The organism is Shewanella piezotolerans WP3 (assembly GCF_000014885.1).
Lineage (GTDB): Bacteria > Pseudomonadota > Gammaproteobacteria > Enterobacterales > Shewanellaceae > Shewanella > Shewanella piezotolerans.
In genome coordinates this window covers 2,828,056-2,852,799 of the sequence record NC_011566.1, presented here as the reverse complement: position 1 = coordinate 2,852,799, position 24,744 = coordinate 2,828,056, and the positions used below count along the sequence as shown (strand labels likewise).

Below are 24,744 nucleotides of genomic sequence, written 5' to 3'. Positions count from 1 at the left end.
TTTTGGTTAAGTATAACTCTATGAAGTGTCTACTGTTCTAGGGGCTTACCAAGATCGAATATTGACCATTCTATATCCAAGAAAAATGGTGGGAATAATACGCTTGATAATGCTCAAAACACTTGTCAGAGTTGTAACTTAGAAAAGGGTGCCAAAGATACGGCTGAATACCTAAAATCAAAAACCAATTAAAGAGAGAAGGTTGTAGTATGACAAAATCTAAAGAGCGACCTTTAGTTAAGGTCGTCTTTAATTTAGAAGACGATTGGCATGGCTTTGAAACAGAAACCGTTTGGGCTGAATATCTCAGCGGAAACCGTTGTAAGCTAAAGAACTCACCGTTTTATGCGAAAGGAGTTAGTTTTGAAGATGTCGTGCATGTTAATAAAGAAAAACAGAGTGACGCATTTGTATTTGAGTCTATTTCAATAGCAGCAGGACATTCAACATATAGAATAATCGTTGCTAGAAGTACAGCCCTTAGTTTGTTTGAGAAGTATTGGAAACCTATTCAAGATCTTGGGTGTTCCTATGAGGCAACGCAAGATCTATATAGTATTCTTGCGGTAGATGTACCAAGTAAAGCCGATATTCATGAAGTTTATCGACTTTTGGAAAAAGGTGAAGATGATGAAATATGGGATTTTGATGAAGGTCATTGTGGACATCAGGTATAACCTATAATGGTCGCCACTTGAGATATTTTTTTACAAGAGCAGCTTCGGCTGCTTTTTTTATATCATCAGTTGAGCTTCCCACCAAGCAACTTTTCAAGAACTCACTTGTAAGATCTAGTGACCAACCGGGACAGGCAGCGGCAAGCCAAAAAACTAAGCCATCATTTTTTGATATTTCAACGTATTCTATTAAGATTTCAATGATTTCTTGCGCAGGAATCATTCTGTTCATTGCAATAGCTCTGATAGCACCTTCCAAATAATCGTTTTGTTTATGGGCTATCCAATAATCTATCTTCTCTACGTGATTGTACTTTATGTTCTCAAGGTTTGTTATTGCGTCACCGATAGCAACACTAATCATTGGCACAAGAGTTTGGTCATGAGCCAATTCGTATAAATAAGGTAAACTCTCGATGTATGAACAATCTGAAAGTGCCATGATCATGTGGTATTGTGTTTCCCAAGTTCTAGAGCTTTTCATTTCTTTTTGAAGTGCATTAAGAAGGCTAGAACCTGCACTAGTATCTTTAGTTTTTCTAAGTTTTTTTGCAGCAGATCTCCTTTTTGCAGAAGTAGAGTGAGACAGCATGTTAACTAGTTCAATATCGTATTCAGGCATTGTAAATAATTCTGGTGACAAGTAGTTAAATTCTAACATCGTAATGGATTAACCTAAAGTTTAGAGTATCTTAGTTTGAATCACTAAAAACTTAGTGAAGTGACTCTATACGTGCTCATTTCATTATGGGGTTTATTTTTGGCTGCTTTTGAAGCCAAAAGACAAGGCTAGATCGCAGCGCTCTAATATCAACAAAACAAGCTCTCGCTGAAAATACTGGTATTTATCTTCGATTTGCAGGTTTGTGATTTTAGCTAAAAATTTATTACCAGTATGTTCTTGAATGCGCTCAATATGAGTCGTTTCAAAAACATAAATTTTGTCAGCCCATTCAAGTTGCTCATTCGTACAAAGTGTTGAGCCAGCTTTTGCTACATACTTGGCGCTTAAACCCGCAGATTTGTATTGATTACTTTTATCAGCAGCACCGACTAGCTCTTCTGCTGTTTTGCTACGCTGTTTGTTTGCCGTACAAAGAAAAAGGATATTCATATTTGCCCCTTAAATTTTGAGGTTCTCATCATCTAATAAATAAACAACATAACATTCAAGAAAAATCACCTCGTTTTAATCGTTCTATCAGCCCTAGAACTTGTTCTTTACCTGCTGATGTATTAAATAGTGTGATCGGTGCTTTACCTAATAGATAGCTTTGCTTTTTATTGAGCCACTGAAACACATAATCTTCAGTTTTAAATATATCGATTAATACCTCGAAAACATCGGTGGGCACATCGATATTTTTACTCTTCCAAATAGTGATAGTTTTGGCGTTGCCAAATTCAATAAAATCATCTGGTGAAATAGCCAACTTTTCAATAACTGATTCAGGTATTTCAATCATCAATTTTCCATCGATATTAACTGCTTTTGAACAAAGTGGATTTTTCATTATTGCTCCTTCAAATAGGTTCGTGCCTTGTTACCCAATATTAGATTAATTTGAAGAGCCAAAAGTGGTTATTACCAAGCGTTCTTGTGGTCATTTTTATTCGGGTTTTTGGTGGTTTATTTGCGGAGCAATGGTTGTTTAGGAGCGTAATTTGCATCTGCATATTCCGTTAAAACTGTACCTTAGTTTCATTTACTAATAACCAGGATCCCGTTTAGTAGTGACCATTAAAACTCTATGAAATTAACAGGTAGGTTTTAAATCGTGTTTCGGTAAGTTTCGCAAGATTTGTTGAATTCAACCTGAGCATATTCATATTGCTCAATAGGGATATTGTGAGCCAGGCAAAAAGCTTTTCCTCTTAAGAAGTACAAATAAAGATGTAGAGATGAATGCTGAATCAGAGGTAAAAAATAAGCTGCATTTGAACTGTTGTTTACGCCTGGCAGTAATTGCTTATATTTAGGCGAAGAAGCAAGTGATGTAAGTGCCTGGTATAAACGATATAAGGCAAGGTAATTAATGTTTGTCGGCCCAGAGCCAGAGAATAAAATATATGAGTTAGGTTTGGCTAAAAAACCTGATGGGATCATTAGTTCCGCCTCCTTGTTTTCAAAGCTGCAATATAGCTCTAATGCTGAGATCTTGAGCTTAATATTACTCGGTTCATGCATGAGAAATTCACTACAAGATTTCCCTATAAGTTGGCATAAATAATTTAAATACTTAAAAGCAAAAGGCTCGAAATCAGCCTCTGATATAAAGAGCGTAAAAAGTCGGAAAATCATCTTGAAAATGCTTTCGTTCAATTGAGAGAGGACGGTTAGTTTTTTTTGAGTGTTAATATCATCACATTCATGGTTTACCCATACAGCCAAAGCAAACAAACCACATAGAGCATCTAGGTTTGTTTGGTTACAAATTGACTTCCAACCTGCACCTAAAGACAAACCATTATCTTTAGATATACATGATGTAATCTGAGGAGGAAGCTGAGCAACGATATCAGTTAATTCCAAATATCGCTTTTGGTTTGATGCCAATAAAGGCCATATAGGGTGATAAAGCAAGCGAGTGCATTCTTGCTCATACCCTTCAATATGCTCAAGTGGGTGATATCTAGAGCATATTTCTCCTTTCGATTTACGCTTTAAAAACCGATAAATTGCACGAAACTCTGAATGTGTTTTATCGATAGAGTCGTCACCAATAATAGATTTAGCTAATTGATAATGGCTACCAGCCTTTTTTTCCTCACATAAAAAACTGACCCAGAATACTGCCGCTATTTTGCGTAATCGCTTTGGCAGCGAACGATATTGCTGAAACTGATTAAAGCTTTTCCCTTTGCTGCACTGGCTCTGAATTTTTCTAAAAGGCATAAGCCCTCCAAGGGATGACACTAATCTTAAAAAAATGGCACTGACGTATAACTACATTAAGTCTAGTCTTAATTAGATTGTTTATTAGTCAACTTGTCGTAGTTGGTCTTGTAAGGGGGTGGCATGAGTGAAGATGAAGTTGATGAATTAGCGAAAAAGTTAGAGCAGGACTTGCTAAAAATGTATGGCAGCCCAGTTTTAAAAGGTGCTGAATTACAAAAAGCACTTGGTTACAGCTCGATATATGCGTTGAGGCAGGCAGTGGTAAGAAAAACACTACCTATCCCCACATTTATTGTACGTAACCGTAGAGGAACGCATGCATTAGTTAAAGACATTGCTCGATGGTTAGCAGAGCAAGCAAGGGAGGATAAATGACGTATTAAAAGGTTGGCGTAGAAAAGACAAAGCCTCAAAGCTGGTAACTTTGAGGCTTAAATTGCTTTGTCGATTGGTCATACACGACAACTATAAGCATTGTCTTCAATAGTCGTTTTGTCAAGGTTTCATCAAATGAAGTCTGCGGCTAGCTGCGTCTTATGAAAATTAATCATGAGGAATGACTATGTTGTCGAAAAAAACACGATGTTTGATAGCCAGACTATTACAAACAACTAAATTATCACTGAGAGCGGTAGCACGTACTGCAAATTGTTCCCACGTTACCGTGATGAAAACAAAGAAAGTATTGGAAGAAAATAGTATCTCGTGGCAATCAATGGAAACAATGGATGAGGTGGAGATTAATGTACTTTTTTTCCCTAACTGGCCATTTAGAAACGTTCAAAAAATTAAACCTAATATGGACGCTGTTATTGAGTTTATAAGTAAGCCAAAGCAAACGAAGAGAAATGCTTACTACCAAGTGTACCTTCCAACTTGCCCTGAAGGCGCAGCGTATAAACTGACTCAGTTCTACAAGTTTGTTCGAGAGCACGAGGGGCTGATAAAGCTATCCATGAAGCTTATGCATAATGCAGGTGAAGTAATGTATGTTGATTATGCCGGAACTCAAATTCCTTATGAGCCAGAAAATGTAATCGACCCATTAAAGGCAAGTATTTTTGTTAGTACTTTAGGTGTCTCTTCATACATCTTTATATACGCTACACCCAGACAAACCACTAAAGACTGGATTGAAGCACAGGTCGCCATGTTTGAGTTTTATGGTGGTGTGCCTGAAATAGTTATTCCCGATAATCCTAAAGCTCTTGTCACCTCTTCAAATCCTGAGAAGGTGCTCAATAAGAATTATGAAACTTTTGGTAAATGGTACAGCACAAATATCTTACCTGGGCGACCAAGAAAACCTAAAGATAAAGCAATAGCTGAAAACGCTGTTGGTTTTGTCACTAATCGTATTTTATCGAATATGCTAGATATGCATTTTGAAAGCATCGAAGCGATGAACCAACTCCTTCTTGTAGAGTGCCAAAAGTTAAACAGGGAAAAGTTTCAAAAGCTTAGCACCTCTCGACAGGCGTTATTCGATAAAATTGATAAGCCGATGTTGAAAACCTTACCAGATAAACCCTTTGAATTAATAGAAAGCGTATACGAAATGAATGTGCCGACAGATTACTGTGTTTTAGTAAAAGAGCATTATTATTCTGTGCCGTTTTCGTATGCAAATAAGCCCGTTACTATTCATGTAAAGTCTAAAAATGTCGAGATTTTCTATCAAGGAAAATTGATAGCCACACATAAACGCAGCTATTCAGTAGGCGAAATGACACGAGTATTTGAGCATATGCCACCAAATCATCAGTTTTTTGAAGATAAAGATATTGAGTATTATTGGCAATGGGCTGAAGTTTATGGGCAATACACTAAGAAAGTTATCGCTGCTCAGTTTGATTGTGCTCATAAAAAGTCACGCTTAGCGAATGATCGTTGCCGCAAGATTATCAAACTTGCTGAGTCTTCTAACTTATCCAATGAAGAATTTGAAAAAGCCTGTGAGTTTGCTACTCAATATAACCAAATGTCACCAACACGATTAAGAGATGTTATCTCAAGCAAAGCTTACGAAATAGATTTAAGTGACGTTAATACATTGGTTCAAATTCCTTTTTCTAATAAGCACCTTCGTGGTGCTGATTATTACAATTCGCATTAGGAGGTCACATGATCAGTCCGCAATTAACCGAGAAGTTTCAGCAATTGAAATTATCCGCCGCTATGAGTGGTTATGAGCAAATCGCTGAAAATCACGATATAGAACGAGAGCTTTTAGATAAAGCACTTGAAGAGCTACTTGATATTCAATTAGCGTCACGATTTGAAAATTCGCAACGCCTAGCTAGAAAAAACGCTGCCTTAAAATGGCCGCAAGCTATGTTAGAAAACTTACCTATAAATGATGCGTCACCATTCTCTCTTGACGATATCCAAGTGTTAGGCTCATGTGAATGGGTAGTTAATATACAAAATATATTGCTCATTGGTGCTTCCGGCTTAGGTAAAACCACTGCGGCTTCTGCGGTCGGTAATGGCGCTATTAATAAAGGGTTTAAAGTTAAATTTTTAAAGTATAGTCACCTCATTAAATCACTGGTTGAGGCAGAGCTTAATGGTGATACAGATAAATATATTAAAAAGCTTAACCGAATGGCTGTACTGATAGTCGATGATTGGGGCTTAACGCCATTAACAGATGAAGAGCGTTTACTGTTATTTAATTTGGTAGAAGAGCGAGAAGGTAATGGGTCTTGGGTTATCACCTCTCAATTTGATGTAGGCGATTGGCATAAGGCCGTTGGTGAACAATACATTGGAGATTCTATCTTTGACCGTATCGGTCATACGAAATTCAAATACACTTTCGAGCAAGGCAGTGATTCATTTCGCAAAATTAATGCTCAGCAAGGAGGAAAAAATGCTAACAAGTAACGAAAGCTATCTAAGTGTTTTAGGTCAGATTAACCTTGATGATTTATATATACAGCAAGCGTTTGAGCATTATCAGCGTCAGTTTGCATGCAGTGATATTGCCCAGCAATTTGTTCACATGAATTGCTTATTTGAAGAGCATACTCAGCATATTGATGATGTTGGTTTTTGTGACCGAACCTTGGGGAAGTGCATTCCTAAGTGTCGCACGCCTGAAGGTGCTGCTATTCGTGGCAGCTTACAACGAAGTGGCTTAGTTCGCTCAAGCGGTCATGAGTTATTCCGTGGTTGTATTGTCTTTCCAACTATTAAAGATGGCCATATTGTTTCAGCAACGGGCTACCGAATTGGTCGCATTCGAGGTGGCGACAAAGCGATTGTTTACTGGCATAAACCAGAGCCGAAAGCATTTGTTGATTCAGGAATGACTTTTGCGAAGGAATTAATTCATGGACAAACCTACCACTAAGCACTTTTGGCCTTGTGTAGAGTATTATCTAGAGCTTTGTCTTGCCAAAGGGCAAAGCTCAGATACCGTTCGCAATAAACGAGGAGGCCTTAAGAAGTTCATTATTTGGTGCCAAGAGCGCAACATCAGTACGATTGACCACATTAATTTAGATTTAATGGATGACTATGCTGCTTACCTCAATAGCTATCGTAAAAAGCTAGATAACGAACCGTTAGGGCCTGCTCAAAAGCGTAATTTACTGACGTATGTAAAAACTTTTGTGAAGTATATGCACAGAAAGGGATTGTTATCGAAAAACACGCTATCTGATATAGAATTACCAAGCAAAGGGCATCAGATACCGAAAGCATTATACAGCGTTGAAGAAATAGAAGTTATCTTAGAGCAGCCGTTATTGTTTGGCATTAAAGGGCTGAGAGACAGAGCTACACTCGAAATATTCTTTGCCACCGGTATTCGCCGTGGCGAGTTAGTTAAGCTCAATGTTGATGATATCGACTTTACCGGCAAAATGGTGTGTGTACATGGTAAAGGCAAGAAAGAACGACTAGTTCCCATAAGTCAGCGTGGGTGTGAATGGCTTGCGTTTTATACCGGTAAAATACGCCCAAGGTTTGCCTTTATCAGCTCAGGAAAAGCATTGTTTTTAGCGAATAACGGCAAACGCTATGTACCAGGTAAATTATCAGATATGGCTTCACAATATGTCAAATTAGCAGGATTTGACCGCACAGGCGCTTGCCACTTATTCCGTCATAATACCGCAACCACCATGTTAGACAATGGTGCTGACTTACGTCATATCCAAGAAATGCTCGGCCATGCTAGTATTCTTACCACTCAGCTATATACCCACGTTAGCCGTAAAAAACTGTCTGAAGTTTATGAAGCAACTCATCCATCTGCGGAAGGTGGTAGTGGGTTGTTTTAAGTCCATAAAAGTCACCATTTAATACTGAAGCCATATCACACCTTATAAAGTGAGATATGCTAATCATCGTTTGTAAAACAGGTATAAAGTCTATAGCTTAGTAAAACAATTTTGATACGAAGTTACGTGGTATATTTTAGTTATGAGTAAGCCTGATAGAGATAGAGTTGTATTCCACTCAATACATGATATGTCGAGTGGTCATTATTTATCAAAAGCAGAGCCGCTATTGAATAGCGAGTTATCGGAAGATATCAAAGACATAAACGATATACTTGAATTGTACAATATATCGCTGTTTTTTGAAAAAGAGATATATCTTAAAAACTGGTCTGAAACAGACATTGTGGCTTATAAAGAAAAAGTTAATAGTTTCAAAACTGTAGTTGGTAAGTTTATAACTAATATTGATGATAGTAGCTTCCTATCGCATTTTGAAAATATATTTTACGGTTATTGTGAGAGCTTCTGGGTATTAATAAATAATTATCAACAGTTTAAAAGAATATCACCATCTCAAATAGAAGAAGTTTTAAATAAATATCCGCATCAAATTAGGTACTTGTTGAGTCAAAAAAAATTGGTTAATAAGTATAAGCTTGTTCTTTGTGAATTTTTAAAAAGTTATCAGTAAAGTGCAGAGATCCTTCTGTCTATATATGAAGTCGAAAATAGTTTTAATGAAACTCAACTGTATCTACCTAGTTGTTTAACTATTCAAGATAAAGAAAATATTATTTCATCTTATATCGACTCAGAGCATTGCAACACTAACTATCTACCGATAATACAAAATGCTAAAAAACATGGTGGTTTCCGCATCTCAGATAAAACAAAATTGGCAGCTAAGAGGCAATATCAACAGTCTATTGAAGACTTTTTCGATAGTGGTTCTAGTTCATCATTTGAATATGGGGTAGCTATCAGTTATCCAGAAAATGCTTCTAAAACTAAACATGCTTGGATTGAGCAGGGTACAGTCCATTATGAATTTAGCTTAGATTACATTAAAGAAAATAATCACCCACATATTCTGTATAGAAACTTCAAAACACTTTTTGAGTATATGGACGAACAGAATATTGTAGGCCTAACCAGCAAAGAAAATCAGCTCGGAATTTTTGAAAGAACTTTAGGAGTTAGGTCAAAAACTGAATATGTTTATGGTGTAGCGTTCACACAATTAGAAATGGCGTCTATGGGGCAAATATTCACGTATTCTAATATACCAAAAGGGCTTGGACATTCATTAGAAGATATTTTAAAGGCAGTTTTCAATAATATTTTGCCAGAATTATATGACTTACCAAGTAATGCAAATTTAACCGTCCCAACTGCAAATGCCTCTGCTTTAGAGAAAATAAGAATAATCGCACCTGAGTTTGAATCGATATTAAAGCAATACAAATTATTTGTAGAAAATAAACAGATTGATTTTGAACTTCTACAAATGTCATCTGGGCCTACAGCAATCAAAGATATTTCAAGCTTAAATAGCAATAAGTACATATATATTAACAAGGATGTTCAAGAAGTTAATTTTCTAACCCATCTGCTATTTTCGGATCAGACTATGCTAACTTATGTTGACCCTTTCAAAGATAAAAAATACAGGAATTTTGTTGATTTATTGGTAAAAGAAGAGGAAATAAAGTTTGGGAATTATGAAGAATATCAGCATGAGAATCTAAATTATTTAATAGATAAGAATTATATATCTGCCGATGAAAATAATAACATTAAAGTCACTAATTGGAATCGAATTTTAATATTAAGAGATGTCTTTGAAAATGAAGTCGCTTCGTTACACCATTATCCTGCCGATATTCAAGACGAAGTTATTAATATGAGTAATGACGGCATTGTGTATTTTGGAAATTCACTTTTTTCAGTACCTGAGCAAAATTACTTCAATTACTATCTAAACAAAAGTGAGTTTACAAACGGACACGATCTAAGAAATAGCTATTTACATGGTACACAAGCTAACCCGACTGAAATTCATTTGCATGAAAATTCGTATTTACTTTACTTAAAGATTTTAATCTTAGCCATTTTCAAAATAGAAGATGATTTGTTTATTTATAAAAAGCTTATGGCTAACTAAGAATAATAGTTAGGAAGGATCGTAGTTCGTACTAATTTATATGCAGGCACGATACTATGATCCACTTATCGGGCGGTTCTATTCGAATGATCCTGTTGGGTTTACAGGTGCTGTAGATACTTTTAATCGATATTCATACGTTGGTAATAACCCATATAAATATACTGACCCTACAGGAATGACAAAAGAGTTTGATGAACTTATGGAAAAACGAAAACAGGAGAAACGCGACGAATGTAACAAAAATCCCAATTGTTCCGGTACCAGCAGTAGAGTAATTACTAGAGAAGTCAGTGGAAAGTTATATAATGTTAAGATGTACCGTTGTGGTACAGCTGAATGTGTTGCTAGTGGTGCTAACATTCCTTACGAAGGAAATGAAAAATATTTTAATGCTCTCAATAATAAAGCGGTTGATGACGGCAAGGTTGCTCTGACTGCCATATCTATAACAACTGGAATTGGCGGGCTTTACTTAACTTCAGCCAGACTGCATGCTCTAGCTTTTGGTTCCGCATCTTTAAATGCTTCAATAACGCCGAATCAGGATAACTTTGCTTCTATGGTGCTCACAGGGGCAAACCCATTTTTGGCAAAGATTCACCCGACTATTGCAGTTGGTGTAAGTAGTTACCAAGTATTAATTGAGGCAGGGGTAGTGATAGATGATAGATAGAAAAGCCAATTTGAATATAGTCGCCAATTTAGTGCCTGCAGTCTTGCCAATACTTGCATACTTCGCACTTTTTGAGATTGGGATGATAGCAGGCTTGATGGTGTGTTTTGGTGTATTTGGCATTTCATTTTGTATGCCTATTGAAGTTCGAGTATATGGCTCACGTTCAAGGTATGTATGGTACGTGCTCTGGGCTGTCATCTTCTCTCTAATAATATTCATTTTTTGTTTTTTTTATCCCGAGTACACTACTATAGCGAGAATAGTTTTTGGGTTGGGCTTTCTTGTTACAATTTATATTTACGCATCAAAAATTGATGAGATTTAATGTCATAGCAAGTTAACGGAATTAACGGTGCCATCCAAGCAAAGCAAATAGTGCCACCCATCGTTAATGGCATCAATCGCGACCTCCTACTATGCTTGCTTTGAGCATTGAACAAGGAGGTTGCATGCCACGCCCCAGACGAACTTTCATTAGTATTGAGCTCTTTATTTGATAAGAAGTCCCTATTATCACTGTTGCAGCCGCGTTGTTCGGCCTGCATGCTGTCGAAACAAAGAGTGTGTGGTGATGACAAATACACAGGTAAAAACTACGACCACCGCAGAGGCTGGGTTGAGGAGCAACTACTCAAGTTAACCGAAGCATTTGCCATCGACGTTGCGGCATACGCATTCTTTACCAAAGAGAGGGAGTAATCATTTGCACCTTGTACTTTATATTGATTTAGATACCGTGAATAACTGGTCAGATAGAAAGGTTGTCGAGCAATGGCATAAACTGTTCAATGGCACAGCGCTGACGCAAAAATTTGTTAAAGGTGAGTGATTGAAGAGTGTATGGTTGGCTAATAACAATGTTGTTATCCGGCGTATTGTTGATGAGATTAGCGGCTAATGCCATTTCATTTTCAGCCACACTCCCAAAAGATGAGTCTACTAACAGATGACTACTGAGTTCCATTAGACACACCATGCGAGCTTGGGGATAGGAAGCATTACTCGATTGGTTACTCGTGCGAGAAAAAGCACTATCGTTTTCAAGTGTATCAGGGGGGCTTCAGACGACACCGTCTACGCCATAAAGATTAAGGCCGCACCATTGTGGATGCTCAGCCAGCATGTTCCACCTCTGTGGAGTCTGTCGAAAGATATCTTCTACAACGTCACTGGTTAATTTCTTTCTTGTTTGAGTGACAGTGCTTCGAGCAACATAACCGACTTCATTTAGGAGGATAATATCCAGTTTATAAATCAGTTGCCTAACGGACTCCCCGGAAATTAAGCCATGCCGATAACAGCCAAAATCATTGACTCCATAGGTAATTTTTGTATGTGAAGCGTGGCTACACCATTGGATTGTGAACAGTTTTTGAATAAGCTCTGGACAAAGAAGCTCCCCAAGATTGGCGAACTCAGTAGGTCGATTGATAGAAATACGCGTTAAAGCTTCAGAAAGTTCCATTAAAAAATCCAGTACAAACAAGAGTCTGTACTGGATTTTGAAGGCTTTTAAAGATCGGTTAACCAATCATATTGGTTTTACCTGATCGGCATTAGGCGCTTAGAGCAACTTTTGTATAGTAATGTCATCCCCATAAGGTTTAGAGGAAAGTTGATGCGAGCTGTCACTGTTCTTTGCTACTTTCATCATGCTTATCTGAACCGTCTGCTTTACCTTTAGCTACAGACTCAGGAGCTTTTGAGCGACTATGTTTTTTCTGATCTTTACCAAATTGTGGCATTTTATACTTTGCACTGTACTTTAGTACGGCTAAGTTGCTGGCGATTACGCCAATAACTAACAATATCAGTAAACCAACTTCAAGATCAGACATAAACTTATCCTTAATTAATCTACAGCTAAACGCGCTTCACAGATGCGAATGTCTTCTGGTGTATCAACTTCGGGAGAGTCAAAGGCGCTGATGGCGACTTTAATTTTATGACCGTGTTCTAGTGCACGTAATTGCTCAAGTTTTTCAAGATCTTCTAAACGCCCTAAAGGTAGTTTAGCAAATGTTTGTACAAACTTGCGGGTATAAGCATAAACACCCAAATGTTTATATACTGGGTAATCATCAGTATCACGCCCAAAAGGAATACGTGCTCGTGAGAAATACAGCGCGTTAAACTCATTATCGAACACGAGTTTTACGTGTTTAGGGTCGTTGAGCTCTTCCTCTTCGGTGATTTGAAAACCGAGTGTTGCCATTCCGAACTCACCGGGATGACGCTCAAAAAGACTAATAATTTGTTCTATCGAAATCGGATCGATAAGCGGCTGATCGCCCTGCAGATTGACCACTAAGTCATCTTCCGCTAGTCCCAGCTGGGTAATCGCATCTTCGATACGGTCGGTACCTGATGCTGCCTCTGCACTTGTCATGACAACTTTTCCGCCAAACCCTTCAACAGCATCTTTGATGCGATCGTCATCGGTTGCGACGTAGATATCAGTCAACCCTTTTGCTAACGATGCACGCTCGTAAACATGCTGGATCATTGGTTTGCCATTGATTGGAGCGAGTGGCTTACCTGGAAAACGGCTTGAGCCGTATCGAGCAGGGATTAACAAGGTTACATTCATTCAATTTACCTAATAATAAAATTAATGGGCTTCCTTTATAGAAGCCCATTTAGTATCTAAAAGCGAGTTTAGATACGACGGAATAACTTAGTTAGCATTTCGTCGGTGACTTTCTCTTCCCAACCTTCACCGTAAACATTGTCCCATAATGGACCCATGCTCTTAGTGACGGCAACCATCTTAGCGATAGTTTCATCTGGCAGATCACGACAGATGTTCTTCGGAAGTACGATGTTATGGGTTTCCATCATCTTACGGAACTCTGCCACGCCTTCTGGATAGAACTCTTCAAGTACGTCAAATGCTAGGCAATTACCAATACCGTGATGGTAACCGAGAACGTAACCTAAGCCATAAGAAACAGCGTGACATGCGCCTACTTGGCTATAAGCAATGCTCATTCCGCCCATGTAAGATGCCATCATTAACTTGTCATCTTTCTCTTCATGGTTATCAATAAAGACTTCACGACAAAGATCCATCGACTTTTCAGCGAAGGCTTTAGCAAATTCATTAAGGTAAGTACCCTCTAATGATTCAACACAGTGGATGTAGCAATCCATACCTGTATAGAACCATTGGTCAGTCGGAACGCCAGCGATGAGTTCAGAGTCCATAATGATCTGATCAAATACTGTGTAATCTGAGTTAAGACCCAGCTTACGAACTGGACCACATAGTACTGCAGTACGTGACGCTTCGGCACCTGTACCAGATACCGTTGGGATACCAATGTGGTGAACCGCTGGATTCTTGATTAAGTCCCAACCTTGGTACTCGGCACTGCCACCTTCATTGGTTAGCATCAAAGATACTGCTTTTGCCAAATCAAGAGTAGAACCACCACCAAGACCAACCACGCTTACTGGAAGCTTAGTGCTAAACGCTTGTACTTGCTCAGTTAACGCATCAACTTGTTTCGTTGTTGGCTCATCGTCAACATTAACGTAAACCACTAAATCGTGTGCTTTAGCTGGTACACGTGCACCGAGAGGCTTTTCTTGATGAACATCGTCTACTAAGAAAACCACAAAATCATCTTCGCTGTTACGCTCTTCAGCAAGAACGGCATCTAATTGTGCGAAAGATCCACGTCCAAAAATCATTTTTGGTACACATTTGAAATTTTTAAAACTCATTACAACATTCTCCGTTGAGATTATTACTGTAAAAAGTGCCGCGGGTTCTTATAACTGAAGCCGCGGCATATTAAATGCGATTAAGCGAAAGCGCGCTTAATGTTTTCAATACGTTGGTTAATCTCTTCTTCTGTCCAAGAAAGTTTAATCAACATTGAGATAGTGCGACTCATAATGGCATCAGACTTAGGTACTGATACTTGAGTATAGTCAGGTCTATCCTCGATTAATGTGATCGGCAAAGCTGATGGCGACTTAAGCTCTTGAATATGCTTCCATTGATTTAGGTAGTGCCAGTTGTTGATATACCAGTAAAAACAACCGTCAACGCCATTTTCTGCAAGCTTTTTGTTGATTTCAATCGTACGTGCTTCAGTTGGCATAAAGAAAGTCAGGAAGCCTGCTGAATCACCTGCAGGATCTGGGATTTCACGGAATGTCACTTCAGGGATCGCAGCCATAGCATCTTTGATAACTTTTTTATTGGTACGTTGTATATCAATAATTTTATCAAGCTTACGAAGCTGAGCTAAGCCCATAGCAGAGTTCATTTCAGAGATACGGAAGTTCAAGCCCATGATCGGATGATCTTCGGCGCCGCGATCGTTACCGACGTGGTCATGGCCATGATCTGAGAACATGTGTGCATGATTGTAGATAGTTTCGTTATTGGTAATTACCGCTCCACCTTCACCACAAGTAATAGTTTTGACGGAATCAAAAGAGTAACAACCGACATCACCAATGGTACCAAGGGCTTGACCTTTATAGCTGCCACCAATGGCTTGGCAAGCATCTTCTAGAATGATTAGATTGTGCTTGGCACATACGGCTTTAATCTCGTCCATTTTGGCCATTGAGCCACACATATGCACAAGATTAATTGCTTTAGTCTTAGGGGTGATAACCGCTTCAATGCCTTCTGGAGATAGACAAAGTGTTTCATCTATCTCTGCAAAAATAGGGACCGCACCTGCCATGAAAACAGCTTCTACAGAAGCGACAAATGTGAAAGGCGGTACAATAACTTCGTCGCCAGCACCAATGCCAGCTGCTGCCATTGCAGTTTGCAATGCTGCTGTGCCACTCGATACTAAATGTGCGTGCTTTGCGTTCATTTTTTCGCAAAGTAGCGCTTCCATTTCACGGGTCTTCCAACGATCATTACGCATATGATCGAAGTTATAACGGAATGTAAAACCATTATCCATTACGTCTGCAACTTCCTGCTTCTCTTCAGGACCAAATAATTCAAAACCAGGCATGGAAATTTCCTTAGAATTTACTGCGCATAAAAGCGCTAAAAATAACTAATGGATTATAACTGCGATATGGGGGTAACTGCGAGATTTCTTGATGATTTTCTTCCGATATATATCAAATATCCCTTAAACAAGCTGTTTTAGTGCGAATGATTTACTACAAAGAGGTCGATTGGCTGCAAGTAATAAAATAAAAGGCAATCATTGCGGGACAATGATTGCCTCTTTAACTGTCAAGCATGCTTATTTTCCAAGCTCGCTTTCTTTATTAACAGTGACATCTAAGTCAGAAAGAAGCCCGTTTTCAACGCTATAGATCCAGCCATGAATAGCGACATCTTGGCCGTTGTGCCAAGCTTCTTGCACTATGGTCGTACTGCTGACATTGGCGACTTGCTCCATTACATTAAGCTCACAAAGTCGGTCAAAGCGGGCATCTTCGTCTAACTGATCTAAATCTTGTTTGTGTAGACGATGTATATCACGTAAATGCCCAAGCCAGTTGTCGATAAGGCCTAAACGCTCAGTTCCCATTGACGCTTTAACACCACCACAGCCATAGTGGCCAACGACCATGATATGTTTTACTTTCAACACTTCAACGGCATATTGTAATACCGACAGGCAGTTTAGATCGGTATGAATGACCATATTAGCGATATTGCGATGAACAAAGACTTCGCCAGGCATAAGATCGATAATTTGGTTAGATGGTACTCTACTGTCGGAGCAGCCTATCCATAAATATTCAGGGTTTTGCTGCTTAGCTAACTGTTCAAAGAATTTAGGGTCTTCTTCAAGAATACGGCCAGCCCAGCGTTTGTTGTTATCAAAAAGCGGTTTAAGTAATTTCATTCTGGTCTTATTTTCAGTCTGTTAACGAGAATATTGATGCGTTGCCAGCATAGCATTAATGACTTGGCTTGCTGGTCTATTCAGTCGTGCTGTTATGCTAGATAACAGCATAGAGCACAAACCTTAACTAATTGTTAAAATTAAGCGTTGTTCAATAACAAATAAGGTTAATCTGTGGCTTTTAAAAACTGACTAAGCTGTTCGTTAATAAATTCAGGCTGTTCAAGAGTCGATATATGCCCTGCATCTGGAATATGAACAAATTTACTGTCTACAATGATGTCGTGCATTAGATAGCTTTCTAGCACCGAACGGGCTTTATCTTGTACGCCTGCCATGATTAAGCAGGGAAGGGTTAGCTTATCTGCTTCTTCAGTTGTATCGCGTCTACCGAAAATCATTTTGCCTAATCGATAAATAGTGTCTACCTGCTCATTATCAAGATTTGCTAAACGAGCATTAAATAACTCAACTAGTTCAACCTTAGGCTGGTCAGCAAAAAACAGTGGTGCTATAGATGAGCACAGTGAAGCAGAGACACCTTGTTCTTGCTTGATCATGTCGAGCATGGCGTAGTATTTATCGCGAGTGATTTCTGGTTCATAACCGATAAAGCTGTTCAGCATCACTAAACGTTTAACACGCGTTGGCGCCGCAAGGGCTAACTCGGCGCCCCACATTGCCCCAACGGATAAGCCGATGACTGAAAACTCTTCAATTTCTAAACTATCCATTAATGAAAGCATCTGGGCTGATATATCACGAAGGCTGCGGTTACTTGTAGGCATTGAAGCTGACAAGCCATGGCCCCATAGATCTGGCACAATACAGCGATAGTATTGGCTCAAAAATTCAATCTGCGGTGCCCACATTTGCGCATCCCACAGGTAGCTGTGGCCAAATAAAAGGGCTGGGCCTTGACCAATATCAATAAAGCTTAGTGTCTGGTTATCAATAACATATTGCTGCCTATAGGCGGCGAAGTCTTTATTTTTCACGGATTATTCTCTGTCAATTGTGAATATATTAGATATTAAGTGAATACTGTTTTATAGCGGAGTCGGCGCCACTCGAAAAACATATTCTTGTGCCAAACTCTCTAGATTATTGGACAGTAATTCTTTATATAAGACTGAAGAGTTCAGCAGTATCTTTCGTAAGCTTTGAGTGTCAAAACTATCCACAAAGCCTTTAGCTACGGGGTAATAGCTTAAATGCCAAGGCTCTGCACTCACGCCGCTCAACCCATGCTGAAAAGGAAAGTAAAAACCGAACTGTGGAGCGTTCTGCACTAACCAACTATAAAGTTGATGGCAAGGACCATTCGACGCGTATTCTTGCGATATTAGTTGCAAGTTGGCTTTAGAGATAGTGTTGCTATCGAAAACATCGATATCAGTTCCCCAGTGATGACGTGAAGTGCCTGGCAGTGCTGACCATAATAAGATTAGTGCTATTATTTGCTCAGGGCTCTTTTTATCAACGTCAACAGGCTTTGAGTCTGAATCGAGCAACACTCGCTTACCGCTGGCTTTTGCATTCCAAATAAGCTGTTGTCGATCAAAGTCTCGAAATGCGGAACATATTTCTATCGCGATACCGTCTTTCGCGGCTGCTATGCGCATTTTATCAAATGCGATCGCGGTTTCTGTTTCGAGTTGAAAGCCGCAGTACTCAACTAAATGAGCACTGCTAAGTCCGTAAAGATGAGGCAAGGCTATTGGCAAAGTAAGTTTTCCAAAATAGCTTCGTAGCACAGCGTAAGTTGCTCAAGATCTGATACTTTTACACACTCATTGACCTTATGAATTGTGGCGTTGACAGGCCCTAATTCAAGAACATGTGCTCCGGTCGGTGCAATAAAGCGACCATCGGAGGTACCACCTGATGTTTGCGGATCAGTGTCTAGTCCCGTCACTTTTTTAATCGCATCACGGGTAGCATCAAGTAATGGACCATCACCAGTTAGAAAAGGTAGCCCATTGAATATCCAATTGATATCGTAATCTAACCCATGGGCATCAAGGATATTGAGCACTCGCTCAATTAGGATCTCTGCGGTGACTTCAGTGGAATATCTAAAATTAAACATTACCTCTAAAGTGCCTGGAATGACGTTCGATGCGCCTGTACCACCGTTGATATTGGCTATTTGAAAGCTAGTCGGTGGAAAGAACTCATTGCCGTTATCCCATTTCATACGCGCTAGTTCATCTAGTGCTGGAGAAGCTTTATGTATTGGGTTATCAGCAAGGTGAGGGTAGGCAACATGGCCTTGCATCCCTTTAACCGTTAAATTGCCTGTTAAGCTACCGCGGCGGCCATTTTTGACAATATCGCCTAGCTTATGAGTAGATGATGGTTCACCGACAAGTGACCAAGTAATTTTTTCATTACGAGCTTCTAAGGTATCGATGACGCGTGTAGTACCGTTAATAAACGGTCCCTCTTCATCACTGGTAATGAGGAACGCGATAGAGCCTTTATGATCTGGATGCTTCTTTACGAATCGCTCTGTGGCGACAACCATCGCTGCGAGTGAGCCTTTCATGTCAGCAGCGCCACGACCATGGAGGTAATCATCAATTACGACGGGCTCAAAGGGAGGTGTATGCCAGCGATTGAGATCGCCAACGGGGACAACATCGGTATGACCTGCAAAACAGAATACGGGACTCTGTGTGCCTTTTCTCGCCCACATATTGGTGGTGTCTTCAAACACCATATCTTCAATATTGAAACCGGCATCTTTTAGTCTATCGGCCATCAAAGTTTGACAACCCTCATCCAGTGGTGTGACTGAAGGTCGAGAAATAAGGTCTTTAGCTAGTGCTAGTACAGGCGAATTGTTGAACTGGCTCATAGTTCGAACCACGCTTTATATTCAGCCTCTTTGAATCCAACTTTGACTTTGCCGTTGCCTGCGAGTACCGGACGTTTTATTAAAGTCGGGTATAGCACCATAAGCGCAATAGCTTTCTTCTCGTTGATGTCATCTTTTTCTGCATCAGTGAGATTTCTAAAGCTAGTGCTACGTTTATTAAATAAGGCTTCCCAGCCAACAATGGCCGACCACTCTTTTACTAACTCTTCGGAAAGTCCGTCTTCACGAAAATCGTGAAAACTAACGCTAAGATTATTTTGTTCAAGCCATTTGCGGGCTTTACGTACGGTATCGCAATTCTTAATGCCGAAAAGTGTCAAAGGGGGTACTCCATTGTATTATTTTAGTGTTTTGCATTGTGGCATTGCTTTTCTCAAGCCTCAAGATGAATTCGTGTTCTAATGCTGTTATTGAGGTTTATTCACGCCAATGCAAGTGACTTTTAAAGTTTATTTTCTTAAAGCCTACAAGGCTGCAACAAAAAGCCTAATGGAAATGATTAGGCTCTCATTATGCAGATAAAGAACATGCAGAGTTAGAGTATTGCGGAAAAAATAACGTCTTTACCAGCTTCTAAGCTACCTTGTTTTTTCTCCAAACTTTGTATGTCTTCCATATTTGCGATAAGCACAGGTGTTAATAAGCTATCAGCGTGCTCTTTTAAATATTCGATATCAAATTCAAGAATCGGTTCACCCATTTTTACCTCTTGCCCCTCTTCGGCAAGACGCTGGAAACCATTTCCTCTGAGCTCAACAGTACCGATGCCAAAATGGACGAAAATCTCTAAGCCTTGTGGAGATTCAATACTGAACGCATGGTTAGTCTCAAAAATTTTACCTATGGTTCCGTCAATGGGCGCGACAATATGCTTACCCGTTGGTGAAATAGCCAAGCCATCACCGACTATTTTCTCGGAAAATACCGCATCTGGTACTTTCTCGATAGCAACAATTTTGCCTGAAACGGGTGCGTATACGTTTACACTTCCCGCGATGTCTGTTTGTCCGGAAACAAGACGTCTAATGCGGCTTAAAAATCCCATTTATTTGCCCCTTGGAATCATTATTATATTCAAATTAGACTGCACTTATTATATCTCTATAAACTAAGACCTGTTAGATAAAGATTTAATTCCTCAATTCTTTTTAATTTGTGAGCGTGTTGTGCCATTGCTAAACACGCTTGGTGTGAACTGGCTCTTATGGCTGATTTAACTTCCAGTAATGAGGCTAAATTGACGCTGAGTTCGTCTATTCCCATACCAACTAAAAGCGGCGCTACGATTGGATCGCTGGCTAGCTCACCGCAGAGTGATACTTTAACATTGTGTTTTTTTGCACTATCTATTGTCATTTGAATCAAGGTTAATATAGCGGGTGATAGTGAGGGGTAATCTCTTGTTAGCTGTGGGTTAGTTCTATCAGCAGCCATAGCATATTGGGTTAAATCATTGGTGCCTATGCTAATAAAGTCAAGCCTTGGCAACATTGATTCAAGATTAATAACCGCAGCTGGGGTTTCTACCACTATGCCATAGCTAAGCTGACCAAAACCTTTTTCTTGTTCATTTAAGCTGACTTTACACAGCTCTATTAACTCAAAAAGCGTATCGAGCTCCTCAACTTGATTAAGCATTGGAAACATCAATCTAATAGGGCCGTGGTTTGCTGCCCGCAAAATCGCTTTCAGCTGGGTAGTCAATATTTCTGGGTGGGCGAAGGTATAGCGTATGCCTCTCACACCTAGCGCTGGGTTGTCTTCACAAGCGGGATTTAAACAAGGGAGCTCTTTATCCGCACCAACATCGAGTGTCCGTATGGTAAAGGGCTTACCATCCATCAAGTGCAGCGCATCACAGTAAAAGTGATACTGAATTTTTTCTGATGGAATGGTGGTGGTGTTCATTAACATAAACTCTGTTCTGAACAAACCGATCCCTTCAGCCCCAACATCGGTAAGGTGGCTTATTTCATTTAAGCTACCGACATTGGCAAGAAGGCCTACGCTGTGACCATCAAGTGTTTGCGTCGGTAGATCTTTAAGCAATAGTAACTGTTGCTTATGCGCCTCATCTTGTTGACGAAGCTCAGTCAATTTTTTAAACGTTTTAGCGCTGGGCTTAAGATGAAGCTCGCCATCAATGCCATTAAGGACGACATCGTCGCCGTTATGGATCTGTGCTCGAGTGAACTGACAGCTTAACAGTGCAGGTAAGCCCGCACTGCGAGCCAAAATTGCAGTATGGCTAGTTAGCCCGCCAGTATTAAGCACTAAGCCGGCTATGTGCTCTAGCGGTAACATGGCAAACTCTGCAGGAGTTAAATCATGTGCCAGTATAATCGTGGGCTGAGTCATCTGGCTGAGATCTAGGTGCTGCGCGCCACTGAGTCTCGCAATCAGCCGACTGGCAAGGCATAACACATCTTGGGCTCTGTTAGCGAGGTAGGGGTCGTCGAGTTGTTCTAATTCAGATGCTTGCAGCGCAAAAACCCTTTCAATAGCAACTGCTGCATTAATCTGTAATTGCTCCACTTCTGCTAATACGAGTTCCAGTAGAGATTCATCATCTAAAAAAAGTATGTCAGCTTCTATTAGATCATAGTGGTCAGAACCAACTTCAAGTTTTGCTAAACCCTCTTCTAGGTGGCACTTTTGTTTCTTAAAAGCTTGGGTTAGTTTTCGTTGTTCATCTGCTATTTGAGCTGTTGGTAGCCTACGGTAGTCAATTTTTTCATGGTGCAGGTTTAAATGTAGGGCTTGGCCAAATGCAACGCCTGAAGAAACAACAATACCTTTAATAGACATGACGTAACCTTTTAACTAAGAGTAATCAGTAATTCGGAAACTTCTTCTACGGCTTGCTCGGCTTGTTCACCGTCAGCAATCACTTTCACTTCAATACCATAATAGAGTCCTAGGGTTTGTAGTTTAAATAAACTTTTTGCACTGGCTTGTTTACCGTTACATTCAACTAAAATATCGCAATCGAATGACTTTGCCTTTTTAACTAAAAGTGCTGCTGGGCGAGTGTGTATGCCGTGTTTGGCGGTAATCGTGACTATTTTCTGATACATATATTATTCTCTATCTAGCGCCAAGCGAGTGACTAAGGCATCTGCGTAACTATCTTTGATGATTAATTATCTGATAGTTCTTTTTTTTGAGTGCCTTAGTGGCCTCGGCAAGTGTTTCCTTCTTTACCAAAATATAATCAGTATCAAAGGTAGAAATTGCGAAGATTGAAATTTTTTGTTCAGCAAGAGCACCAGATACACTCGACAAAATGCCTGTCATTGAAAAACCTAAAGGCCCGAGCACTTCTAAGCAACTCCAGCCATGCTCCTGCTCTAAGCTGTCTATTTCGAAAGTGGAGTCTACGACAACCGATAACTCTTCTCGTGTCTTACCTATAAAATAGATCTCTTGTTGGAATATGCTGCTTGGCACGATAGTGTCGGGAGCTAGGCTATGGATAGTAAAAAGCTGCGGATGAACAGCTAATGTCATACGTGCCATAAATTCAATTCCATTTAGATAAGTTTTACAAATTGAATTTAGCTTAACATAGATTGAGAAATGAAAAAGGGGCAAATAATGCCCCTTTTAGAGTGTGGATAAGGTGTTCAGCTTACCTTAAATTGGCCTAAGGTTTTAGCCGAGTTCTGACTAATAGATTGTAATGACACCGCAGCGTGATGATTACTTTCATTCGCTTTAACAGAGACTTCGGTTAATTCTGTAATACTGCAAATGTTTCGATTGATCTCTTCAGTAACTAAAGACTGCTCTTCTGTTGCACTGGCTAGCTGGGTATTCATGTCACTAATATGTGCGATTAAGGCTAAGATCTCTCCTAGAGAATCACCTACACCTTTGGCTTGGCTTTGTACTTGTTCAGATTGCTGCTGAGTGCGTTCATTACTTGAGACTACCGAGCCAACACCAGTTTGGATTTCAGTAATAATCTTTTGGATTTCATCGGTAGAGTCCTGAGTACGATTAGCAAGAGCACGCACCTCATCGGCTACAACGGCAAACCCACGGCCATGAGCTCCAGCTCGGGCTGCTTCAATCGCTGCGTTAAGGGCTAACAGGTTTGTTTGGTCGGCGATGCCTCTAATGACATCCAATATACTGCCAATCTGCTGTGAAGAACTGCCGAGGTCATGGGTGATCTGCTCCGATGTTTTAAGTTCCTCAACTAAGCGTTGGGTATTGTCTAAAGTGCTGCCCATTTTTTCCATACTTAGCTGTGCCTGCAGCTTAACACTGTTCGCTGCTTCAGCAGCCTGGCTGGTGTTACTGGCCATTTCATGGGTGGTTGATAACATTTCGTTGATTGCTGTGGCGACGCTGCTGGTTTCTTGATGCAGGTGGTCAACACTGTTATTGGATTCCTGAACAGCATTAAGCAAGCGATTAGCATCATCATCAAGACTTTTACCTAAAGGCTGTAATTGAGCGACAGTATCAGCAATTTTAATGACAAACAGGTTAAATGCTTCAGCGAGTTCTGCAACCTCATCTTTACCTTTTGTCGGTAATCTTTTGGTTAAGTCGCCTTCACCTTGAGCGATATCTTTCATCGCAGCTATTGCATCTTTTAGTGGCGCAGTAATTGAGAGGTTAAGCATTAAAAAGAATGAAAAAATTGGAATGGATATCATCAACATTATTACTAAATAATCGATGGCCATCGAATACATGACAGTGCTGACTTCACTTTTATAGCTACCTGTAATGAGTGTCCAATTCCAGGCTGGGTAATATCTAGCTTCAACTAATTTCGCCTCCGATTGTCTGCTTTGTGGGTTGATAAAATTGATCTCTCCTCGAGAAGAGCCAGCGATTGAAGCTTGAGAGACTAAGGCTGATAGTGTGGTGTCATTTCCTACTTGGCTAATGCTCGCAATTGATCTGCCTATTGCTTGTTGGTTTTCGCCATGGGCAAGAATGGTTTTGTCTTTGCCTGCTAGGATAAAGTAACCGTCATTACCAAAGTTTATCTGATTAATGAGGTTGGCAGTTTCTTTCTTTGCGTCGTTTTCAGAAATATCACCTTTGAGCACTTGCTGCCTATGCGCCTCAACGATACTAATGACTGTATTGAGTTGAGCATCATTTTGTTGCCACTTTTGTGTCACAAGGTTGTTGTACTGTTCATTGATCGAGAAACTGGCAAAAACGACAGTGCCAATTGCAGCGAGCATAAGCATTAAAATCAGTCTTTGGAGGATGGTAAGTTGTCTTAAAATAGCTGTCATAACTGCTAAGCTCTAGGATAGAAAGAGTAGTGTAAATGTACCGCTTATTTGAGGTGAAAAGAACATATAAGATTATGTTTATTTTAAAAATGT

29 protein-coding genes and 3 pseudogenes are annotated in these 24,744 nt (G+C 39.8%); 12 read left to right on the top strand and 20 right to left on the bottom strand.

Annotated elements, in window-relative coordinates:
- Positions 1 to 42: 42 nt before the first annotated feature.
- Both SWP_RS24825 and SWP_RS12270 read left to right on the top strand, forming a co-directional pair.
- Positions 43 to 192, top strand: a pseudogene (locus tag SWP_RS24825) (HNH endonuclease signature motif containing protein); the annotation flags it as partial.
- Positions 193 to 209: 17 nt separating this feature from the next.
- Positions 210 to 677 carry a DUF4265 domain-containing protein gene (locus tag SWP_RS12270; protein ID WP_020912811.1) on the top strand — a complete coding sequence of 156 codons (468 nt, stop codon included), beginning with the start codon at positions 210 to 212 and terminating at the stop codon, positions 675 to 677.
- 1 nt (position 678) lies between these two features.
- On the opposite strand, the gene SWP_RS12265 is transcribed toward SWP_RS12270, so the two are convergent.
- From SWP_RS12265 to SWP_RS12250, 4 genes are all read right to left on the bottom strand, one after another.
- A complete protein-coding gene (locus SWP_RS12265; RefSeq protein WP_020912810.1) occupies positions 679 to 1,338 on the bottom strand; it encodes a hypothetical protein in 660 nt (219 codons plus the stop codon).
- A 93-nt stretch (positions 1,339 to 1,431) separates the two neighbouring features.
- Positions 1,432 to 1,791 (bottom strand): low molecular weight phosphatase family protein, encoded by a 360-nt coding sequence (locus tag SWP_RS12260; RefSeq protein WP_020912809.1) that lies wholly within the window; start codon positions 1,789 to 1,791, stop codon positions 1,432 to 1,434.
- Positions 1,792 to 1,846: 55 nt separating this feature from the next.
- Positions 1,847 to 2,191 carry a hypothetical protein gene (locus SWP_RS12255; protein ID WP_020912808.1) on the bottom strand — a complete coding sequence of 115 codons (345 nt, stop codon included), beginning with the start codon at positions 2,189 to 2,191 and terminating at the stop codon, positions 1,847 to 1,849.
- A gap of 257 nt (positions 2,192 to 2,448) precedes the next feature.
- Positions 2,449 to 3,573, bottom strand: coding sequence for a hypothetical protein (locus SWP_RS12250; protein WP_020912806.1), 1,125 nt, complete (start codon positions 3,571 to 3,573; stop codon positions 2,449 to 2,451).
- A gap of 123 nt (positions 3,574 to 3,696) precedes the next feature.
- Between SWP_RS12250 and SWP_RS12245 the strand changes: the two genes are divergently transcribed.
- The 10 genes and pseudogenes from SWP_RS12245 to SWP_RS23490 form a co-directional block, all read left to right on the top strand.
- On the top strand, positions 3,697 to 3,951 hold the full coding sequence (locus tag SWP_RS12245) for a hypothetical protein (RefSeq protein ID WP_020912805.1): 255 nt from the start codon (positions 3,697 to 3,699) through the stop codon (positions 3,949 to 3,951).
- A 187-nt stretch (positions 3,952 to 4,138) separates the two neighbouring features.
- Positions 4,139 to 5,692: an IS21 family transposase gene (gene istA / locus SWP_RS12240; RefSeq protein WP_020912804.1), complete on the top strand. Its 1,554-nt coding sequence runs from the start codon at positions 4,139 to 4,141 to the stop codon at positions 5,690 to 5,692.
- A gap of 8 nt (positions 5,693 to 5,700) precedes the next feature.
- Positions 5,701 to 6,465: an ATP-binding protein gene (locus SWP_RS12235; RefSeq protein ID WP_020912803.1), complete on the top strand. Its 765-nt coding sequence runs from the start codon at positions 5,701 to 5,703 to the stop codon at positions 6,463 to 6,465.
- Positions 6,452 to 6,934, top strand: coding sequence for a DnaG primase-like protein (locus SWP_RS12230; protein WP_020912802.1), 483 nt, complete (start codon positions 6,452 to 6,454; stop codon positions 6,932 to 6,934). The genes SWP_RS12235 and SWP_RS12230 overlap by 14 nt, the downstream gene beginning before the upstream one ends.
- Positions 6,915 to 7,868 carry a tyrosine-type recombinase/integrase gene (locus SWP_RS12225; RefSeq protein WP_020912801.1) on the top strand — a complete coding sequence of 318 codons (954 nt, stop codon included), beginning with the start codon at positions 6,915 to 6,917 and terminating at the stop codon, positions 7,866 to 7,868. The genes SWP_RS12230 and SWP_RS12225 overlap by 20 nt, the downstream gene beginning before the upstream one ends.
- A 142-nt stretch (positions 7,869 to 8,010) precedes the next feature.
- The gene (locus tag SWP_RS12220; RefSeq protein WP_020912800.1) at positions 8,011 to 8,502 is read left to right on the top strand and encodes a hypothetical protein; all 492 of its coding nucleotides are present in this window, start codon (positions 8,011 to 8,013) and stop codon (positions 8,500 to 8,502) included.
- A 204-nt stretch (positions 8,503 to 8,706) separates the two neighbouring features.
- A complete protein-coding gene (locus SWP_RS12215; RefSeq protein WP_020912799.1) occupies positions 8,707 to 9,975 on the top strand; it encodes a hypothetical protein in 1,269 nt (422 codons plus the stop codon).
- Positions 9,976 to 10,015: 40 nt separating this feature from the next.
- A pseudogene (locus tag SWP_RS24820) lies at positions 10,016 to 10,096 on the top strand (hypothetical protein); the annotation flags it as partial.
- Positions 10,097 to 10,153: 57 nt separating this feature from the next.
- Positions 10,154 to 10,651, top strand: a complete 498-nt coding sequence (locus SWP_RS12210) for a hypothetical protein (RefSeq protein ID WP_143711194.1) — start codon at positions 10,154 to 10,156, stop codon at positions 10,649 to 10,651.
- Positions 10,652 to 11,103: 452 nt separating this feature from the next.
- Positions 11,104 to 11,480: pseudogene (locus SWP_RS23490) on the top strand (hypothetical protein); the annotation flags it as partial.
- Here the strand turns inward: SWP_RS23490 and SWP_RS24185 are convergent.
- The 16 genes from SWP_RS24185 to SWP_RS12130 form a co-directional block, all read right to left on the bottom strand.
- On the bottom strand, positions 11,403 to 11,618 hold the full coding sequence (locus SWP_RS24185) for a hypothetical protein (protein ID WP_052634180.1): 216 nt from the start codon (positions 11,616 to 11,618) through the stop codon (positions 11,403 to 11,405). The pseudogene SWP_RS23490 and the gene SWP_RS24185 sit on opposite strands and share 78 nt — an antisense overlap.
- Before the next feature lie 96 nt (positions 11,619 to 11,714).
- Positions 11,715 to 12,119 (bottom strand): transposase domain-containing protein, encoded by a 405-nt coding sequence (locus tag SWP_RS23200; RefSeq protein ID WP_052634178.1) that lies wholly within the window; start codon positions 12,117 to 12,119, stop codon positions 11,715 to 11,717.
- Between the two features lie 163 nt (positions 12,120 to 12,282).
- On the bottom strand, positions 12,283 to 12,492 hold the full coding sequence (locus SWP_RS12195) for a DUF2897 family protein (protein WP_020912793.1): 210 nt from the start codon (positions 12,490 to 12,492) through the stop codon (positions 12,283 to 12,285).
- A 14-nt stretch (positions 12,493 to 12,506) separates the two neighbouring features.
- A complete protein-coding gene (kdsB, locus tag SWP_RS12190; RefSeq protein ID WP_020912792.1) occupies positions 12,507 to 13,244 on the bottom strand; it encodes an 8-amino-3,8-dideoxy-manno-octulosonate cytidylyltransferase KdsB in 738 nt (245 codons plus the stop codon).
- 68 nt (positions 13,245 to 13,312) lie between these two features.
- On the bottom strand, positions 13,313 to 14,383 hold the full coding sequence (gene kdnB / locus SWP_RS12185) for a 3-deoxy-alpha-D-manno-octulosonate 8-oxidase KdnB (protein ID WP_020912791.1): 1,071 nt from the start codon (positions 14,381 to 14,383) through the stop codon (positions 13,313 to 13,315).
- Between the two features lie 80 nt (positions 14,384 to 14,463).
- Positions 14,464 to 15,648: an 8-amino-3,8-dideoxy-alpha-D-manno-octulosonate transaminase KdnA gene (gene kdnA / locus SWP_RS12180; RefSeq protein ID WP_020912790.1), complete on the bottom strand. Its 1,185-nt coding sequence runs from the start codon at positions 15,646 to 15,648 to the stop codon at positions 14,464 to 14,466.
- Between the two features lie 240 nt (positions 15,649 to 15,888).
- Complete coding sequence (can, locus tag SWP_RS12175) at positions 15,889 to 16,500, bottom strand: carbonate dehydratase (RefSeq protein ID WP_020912789.1); 612 nt, start codon at positions 16,498 to 16,500, stop codon at positions 15,889 to 15,891.
- 167 nt (positions 16,501 to 16,667) lie between these two features.
- Complete coding sequence (locus tag SWP_RS12170; RefSeq protein ID WP_020912788.1) at positions 16,668 to 17,498, bottom strand: alpha/beta fold hydrolase; 831 nt, start codon at positions 17,496 to 17,498, stop codon at positions 16,668 to 16,670.
- Between the two features lie 51 nt (positions 17,499 to 17,549).
- Positions 17,550 to 18,227, bottom strand: a complete 678-nt coding sequence (locus tag SWP_RS12165; protein WP_052634176.1) for a M15 family metallopeptidase — start codon at positions 18,225 to 18,227, stop codon at positions 17,550 to 17,552.
- Positions 18,218 to 19,363, bottom strand: coding sequence for a succinyl-diaminopimelate desuccinylase (gene dapE / locus SWP_RS12160; protein WP_020912786.1), 1,146 nt, complete (start codon positions 19,361 to 19,363; stop codon positions 18,218 to 18,220). The genes SWP_RS12165 and dapE overlap by 10 nt, the downstream gene beginning before the upstream one ends.
- Complete coding sequence (locus SWP_RS12155; protein WP_020912785.1) at positions 19,360 to 19,704, bottom strand: ArsC family reductase; 345 nt, start codon at positions 19,702 to 19,704, stop codon at positions 19,360 to 19,362. The genes dapE and SWP_RS12155 overlap by 4 nt, the downstream gene beginning before the upstream one ends.
- A 215-nt stretch (positions 19,705 to 19,919) precedes the next feature.
- The gene (gene crr / locus SWP_RS12150) at positions 19,920 to 20,429 is read right to left on the bottom strand and encodes a PTS glucose transporter subunit IIA (protein WP_020912784.1); all 510 of its coding nucleotides are present in this window, start codon (positions 20,427 to 20,429) and stop codon (positions 19,920 to 19,922) included.
- A 56-nt stretch (positions 20,430 to 20,485) separates the two neighbouring features.
- Entirely contained in the window at positions 20,486 to 22,192 is a 1,707-nt protein-coding gene (gene ptsP, locus SWP_RS12145) for a phosphoenolpyruvate--protein phosphotransferase (RefSeq protein ID WP_020912783.1), read from the bottom strand.
- A gap of 11 nt (positions 22,193 to 22,203) precedes the next feature.
- A complete protein-coding gene (locus tag SWP_RS12140) occupies positions 22,204 to 22,461 on the bottom strand; it encodes an HPr family phosphocarrier protein (RefSeq protein ID WP_020912782.1) in 258 nt (85 codons plus the stop codon).
- A gap of 49 nt (positions 22,462 to 22,510) precedes the next feature.
- Positions 22,511 to 22,903, bottom strand: coding sequence for an ACT domain-containing protein (locus tag SWP_RS12135; protein WP_044555886.1), 393 nt, complete (start codon positions 22,901 to 22,903; stop codon positions 22,511 to 22,513).
- Between the two features lie 107 nt (positions 22,904 to 23,010).
- On the bottom strand, positions 23,011 to 24,651 hold the full coding sequence (locus tag SWP_RS12130; protein ID WP_020912780.1) for a methyl-accepting chemotaxis protein: 1,641 nt from the start codon (positions 24,649 to 24,651) through the stop codon (positions 23,011 to 23,013).
- Positions 24,652 to 24,744 lie beyond the last annotated feature (93 nt).

What these genes read in the sequence shown, in the direction of transcription:
- SWP_RS12235 (WP_020912803.1), top strand. Translation starts at nt 5,701, where the DNA reads ATGATCAGTCCGCAATTAACCGAGAAGTTTCAGCAATTGAAATTATCC.
- SWP_RS12210 (WP_143711194.1), top strand. Translation starts at nt 10,154, where the DNA reads ATGACAAAAGAGTTTGATGAACTTATGGAAAAACGAAAACAGGAGAAA.
- dapE (WP_020912786.1), bottom strand. Translation starts at nt 19,363, where the DNA reads ATGAGCCAGTTCAACAATTCGCCTGTACTAGCACTAGCTAAAGACCTT.
- SWP_RS12245 (WP_020912805.1), top strand. Translation starts at nt 3,697, where the DNA reads ATGAGTGAAGATGAAGTTGATGAATTAGCGAAAAAGTTAGAGCAGGAC.
- kdnB (WP_020912791.1), bottom strand. Translation starts at nt 14,383, where the DNA reads ATGAGTTTTAAAAATTTCAAATGTGTACCAAAAATGATTTTTGGACGT.
- SWP_RS12135 (WP_044555886.1), bottom strand. Translation starts at nt 22,903, where the DNA reads ATGGCACGTATGACATTAGCTGTTCATCCGCAGCTTTTTACTATCCAT.
- kdsB (WP_020912792.1), bottom strand. Translation starts at nt 13,244, where the DNA reads ATGAATGTAACCTTGTTAATCCCTGCTCGATACGGCTCAAGCCGTTTT.
- kdnA (WP_020912790.1), bottom strand. Translation starts at nt 15,648, where the DNA reads ATGCCTGGTTTTGAATTATTTGGTCCTGAAGAGAAGCAGGAAGTTGCA.
- SWP_RS24185 (WP_052634180.1), bottom strand. Translation starts at nt 11,618, where the DNA reads ATGGAACTCAGTAGTCATCTGTTAGTAGACTCATCTTTTGGGAGTGTG.
- SWP_RS12270 (WP_020912811.1), top strand. Translation starts at nt 210, where the DNA reads ATGACAAAATCTAAAGAGCGACCTTTAGTTAAGGTCGTCTTTAATTTA.
- SWP_RS12250 (WP_020912806.1), bottom strand. Translation starts at nt 3,573, where the DNA reads ATGCCTTTTAGAAAAATTCAGAGCCAGTGCAGCAAAGGGAAAAGCTTT.
- can (WP_020912789.1), bottom strand. Translation starts at nt 16,500, where the DNA reads ATGAAATTACTTAAACCGCTTTTTGATAACAACAAACGCTGGGCTGGC.
- crr (WP_020912784.1), bottom strand. Translation starts at nt 20,429, where the DNA reads ATGGGATTTTTAAGCCGCATTAGACGTCTTGTTTCCGGACAAACAGAC.
- SWP_RS12195 (WP_020912793.1), bottom strand. Translation starts at nt 12,492, where the DNA reads ATGTCTGATCTTGAAGTTGGTTTACTGATATTGTTAGTTATTGGCGTA.
- SWP_RS23200 (WP_052634178.1), bottom strand. Translation starts at nt 12,119, where the DNA reads ATGGAACTTTCTGAAGCTTTAACGCGTATTTCTATCAATCGACCTACT.
- SWP_RS12230 (WP_020912802.1), top strand. Translation starts at nt 6,452, where the DNA reads ATGCTAACAAGTAACGAAAGCTATCTAAGTGTTTTAGGTCAGATTAAC.
- SWP_RS12140 (WP_020912782.1), bottom strand. Translation starts at nt 22,461, where the DNA reads ATGTATCAGAAAATAGTCACGATTACCGCCAAACACGGCATACACACT.
- SWP_RS12255 (WP_020912808.1), bottom strand. Translation starts at nt 2,191, where the DNA reads ATGAAAAATCCACTTTGTTCAAAAGCAGTTAATATCGATGGAAAATTG.
- SWP_RS12225 (WP_020912801.1), top strand. Translation starts at nt 6,915, where the DNA reads ATGGACAAACCTACCACTAAGCACTTTTGGCCTTGTGTAGAGTATTAT.
- ptsP (WP_020912783.1), bottom strand. Translation starts at nt 22,192, where the DNA reads ATGTCTATTAAAGGTATTGTTGTTTCTTCAGGCGTTGCATTTGGCCAA.
- SWP_RS12265 (WP_020912810.1), bottom strand. Translation starts at nt 1,338, where the DNA reads ATGTTAGAATTTAACTACTTGTCACCAGAATTATTTACAATGCCTGAA.
- SWP_RS12130 (WP_020912780.1), bottom strand. Translation starts at nt 24,651, where the DNA reads ATGACAGCTATTTTAAGACAACTTACCATCCTCCAAAGACTGATTTTA.
- istA (WP_020912804.1), top strand. Translation starts at nt 4,139, where the DNA reads ATGTTGTCGAAAAAAACACGATGTTTGATAGCCAGACTATTACAAACA.
- SWP_RS12220 (WP_020912800.1), top strand. Translation starts at nt 8,011, where the DNA reads ATGAGTAAGCCTGATAGAGATAGAGTTGTATTCCACTCAATACATGAT.
- SWP_RS12260 (WP_020912809.1), bottom strand. Translation starts at nt 1,791, where the DNA reads ATGAATATCCTTTTTCTTTGTACGGCAAACAAACAGCGTAGCAAAACA.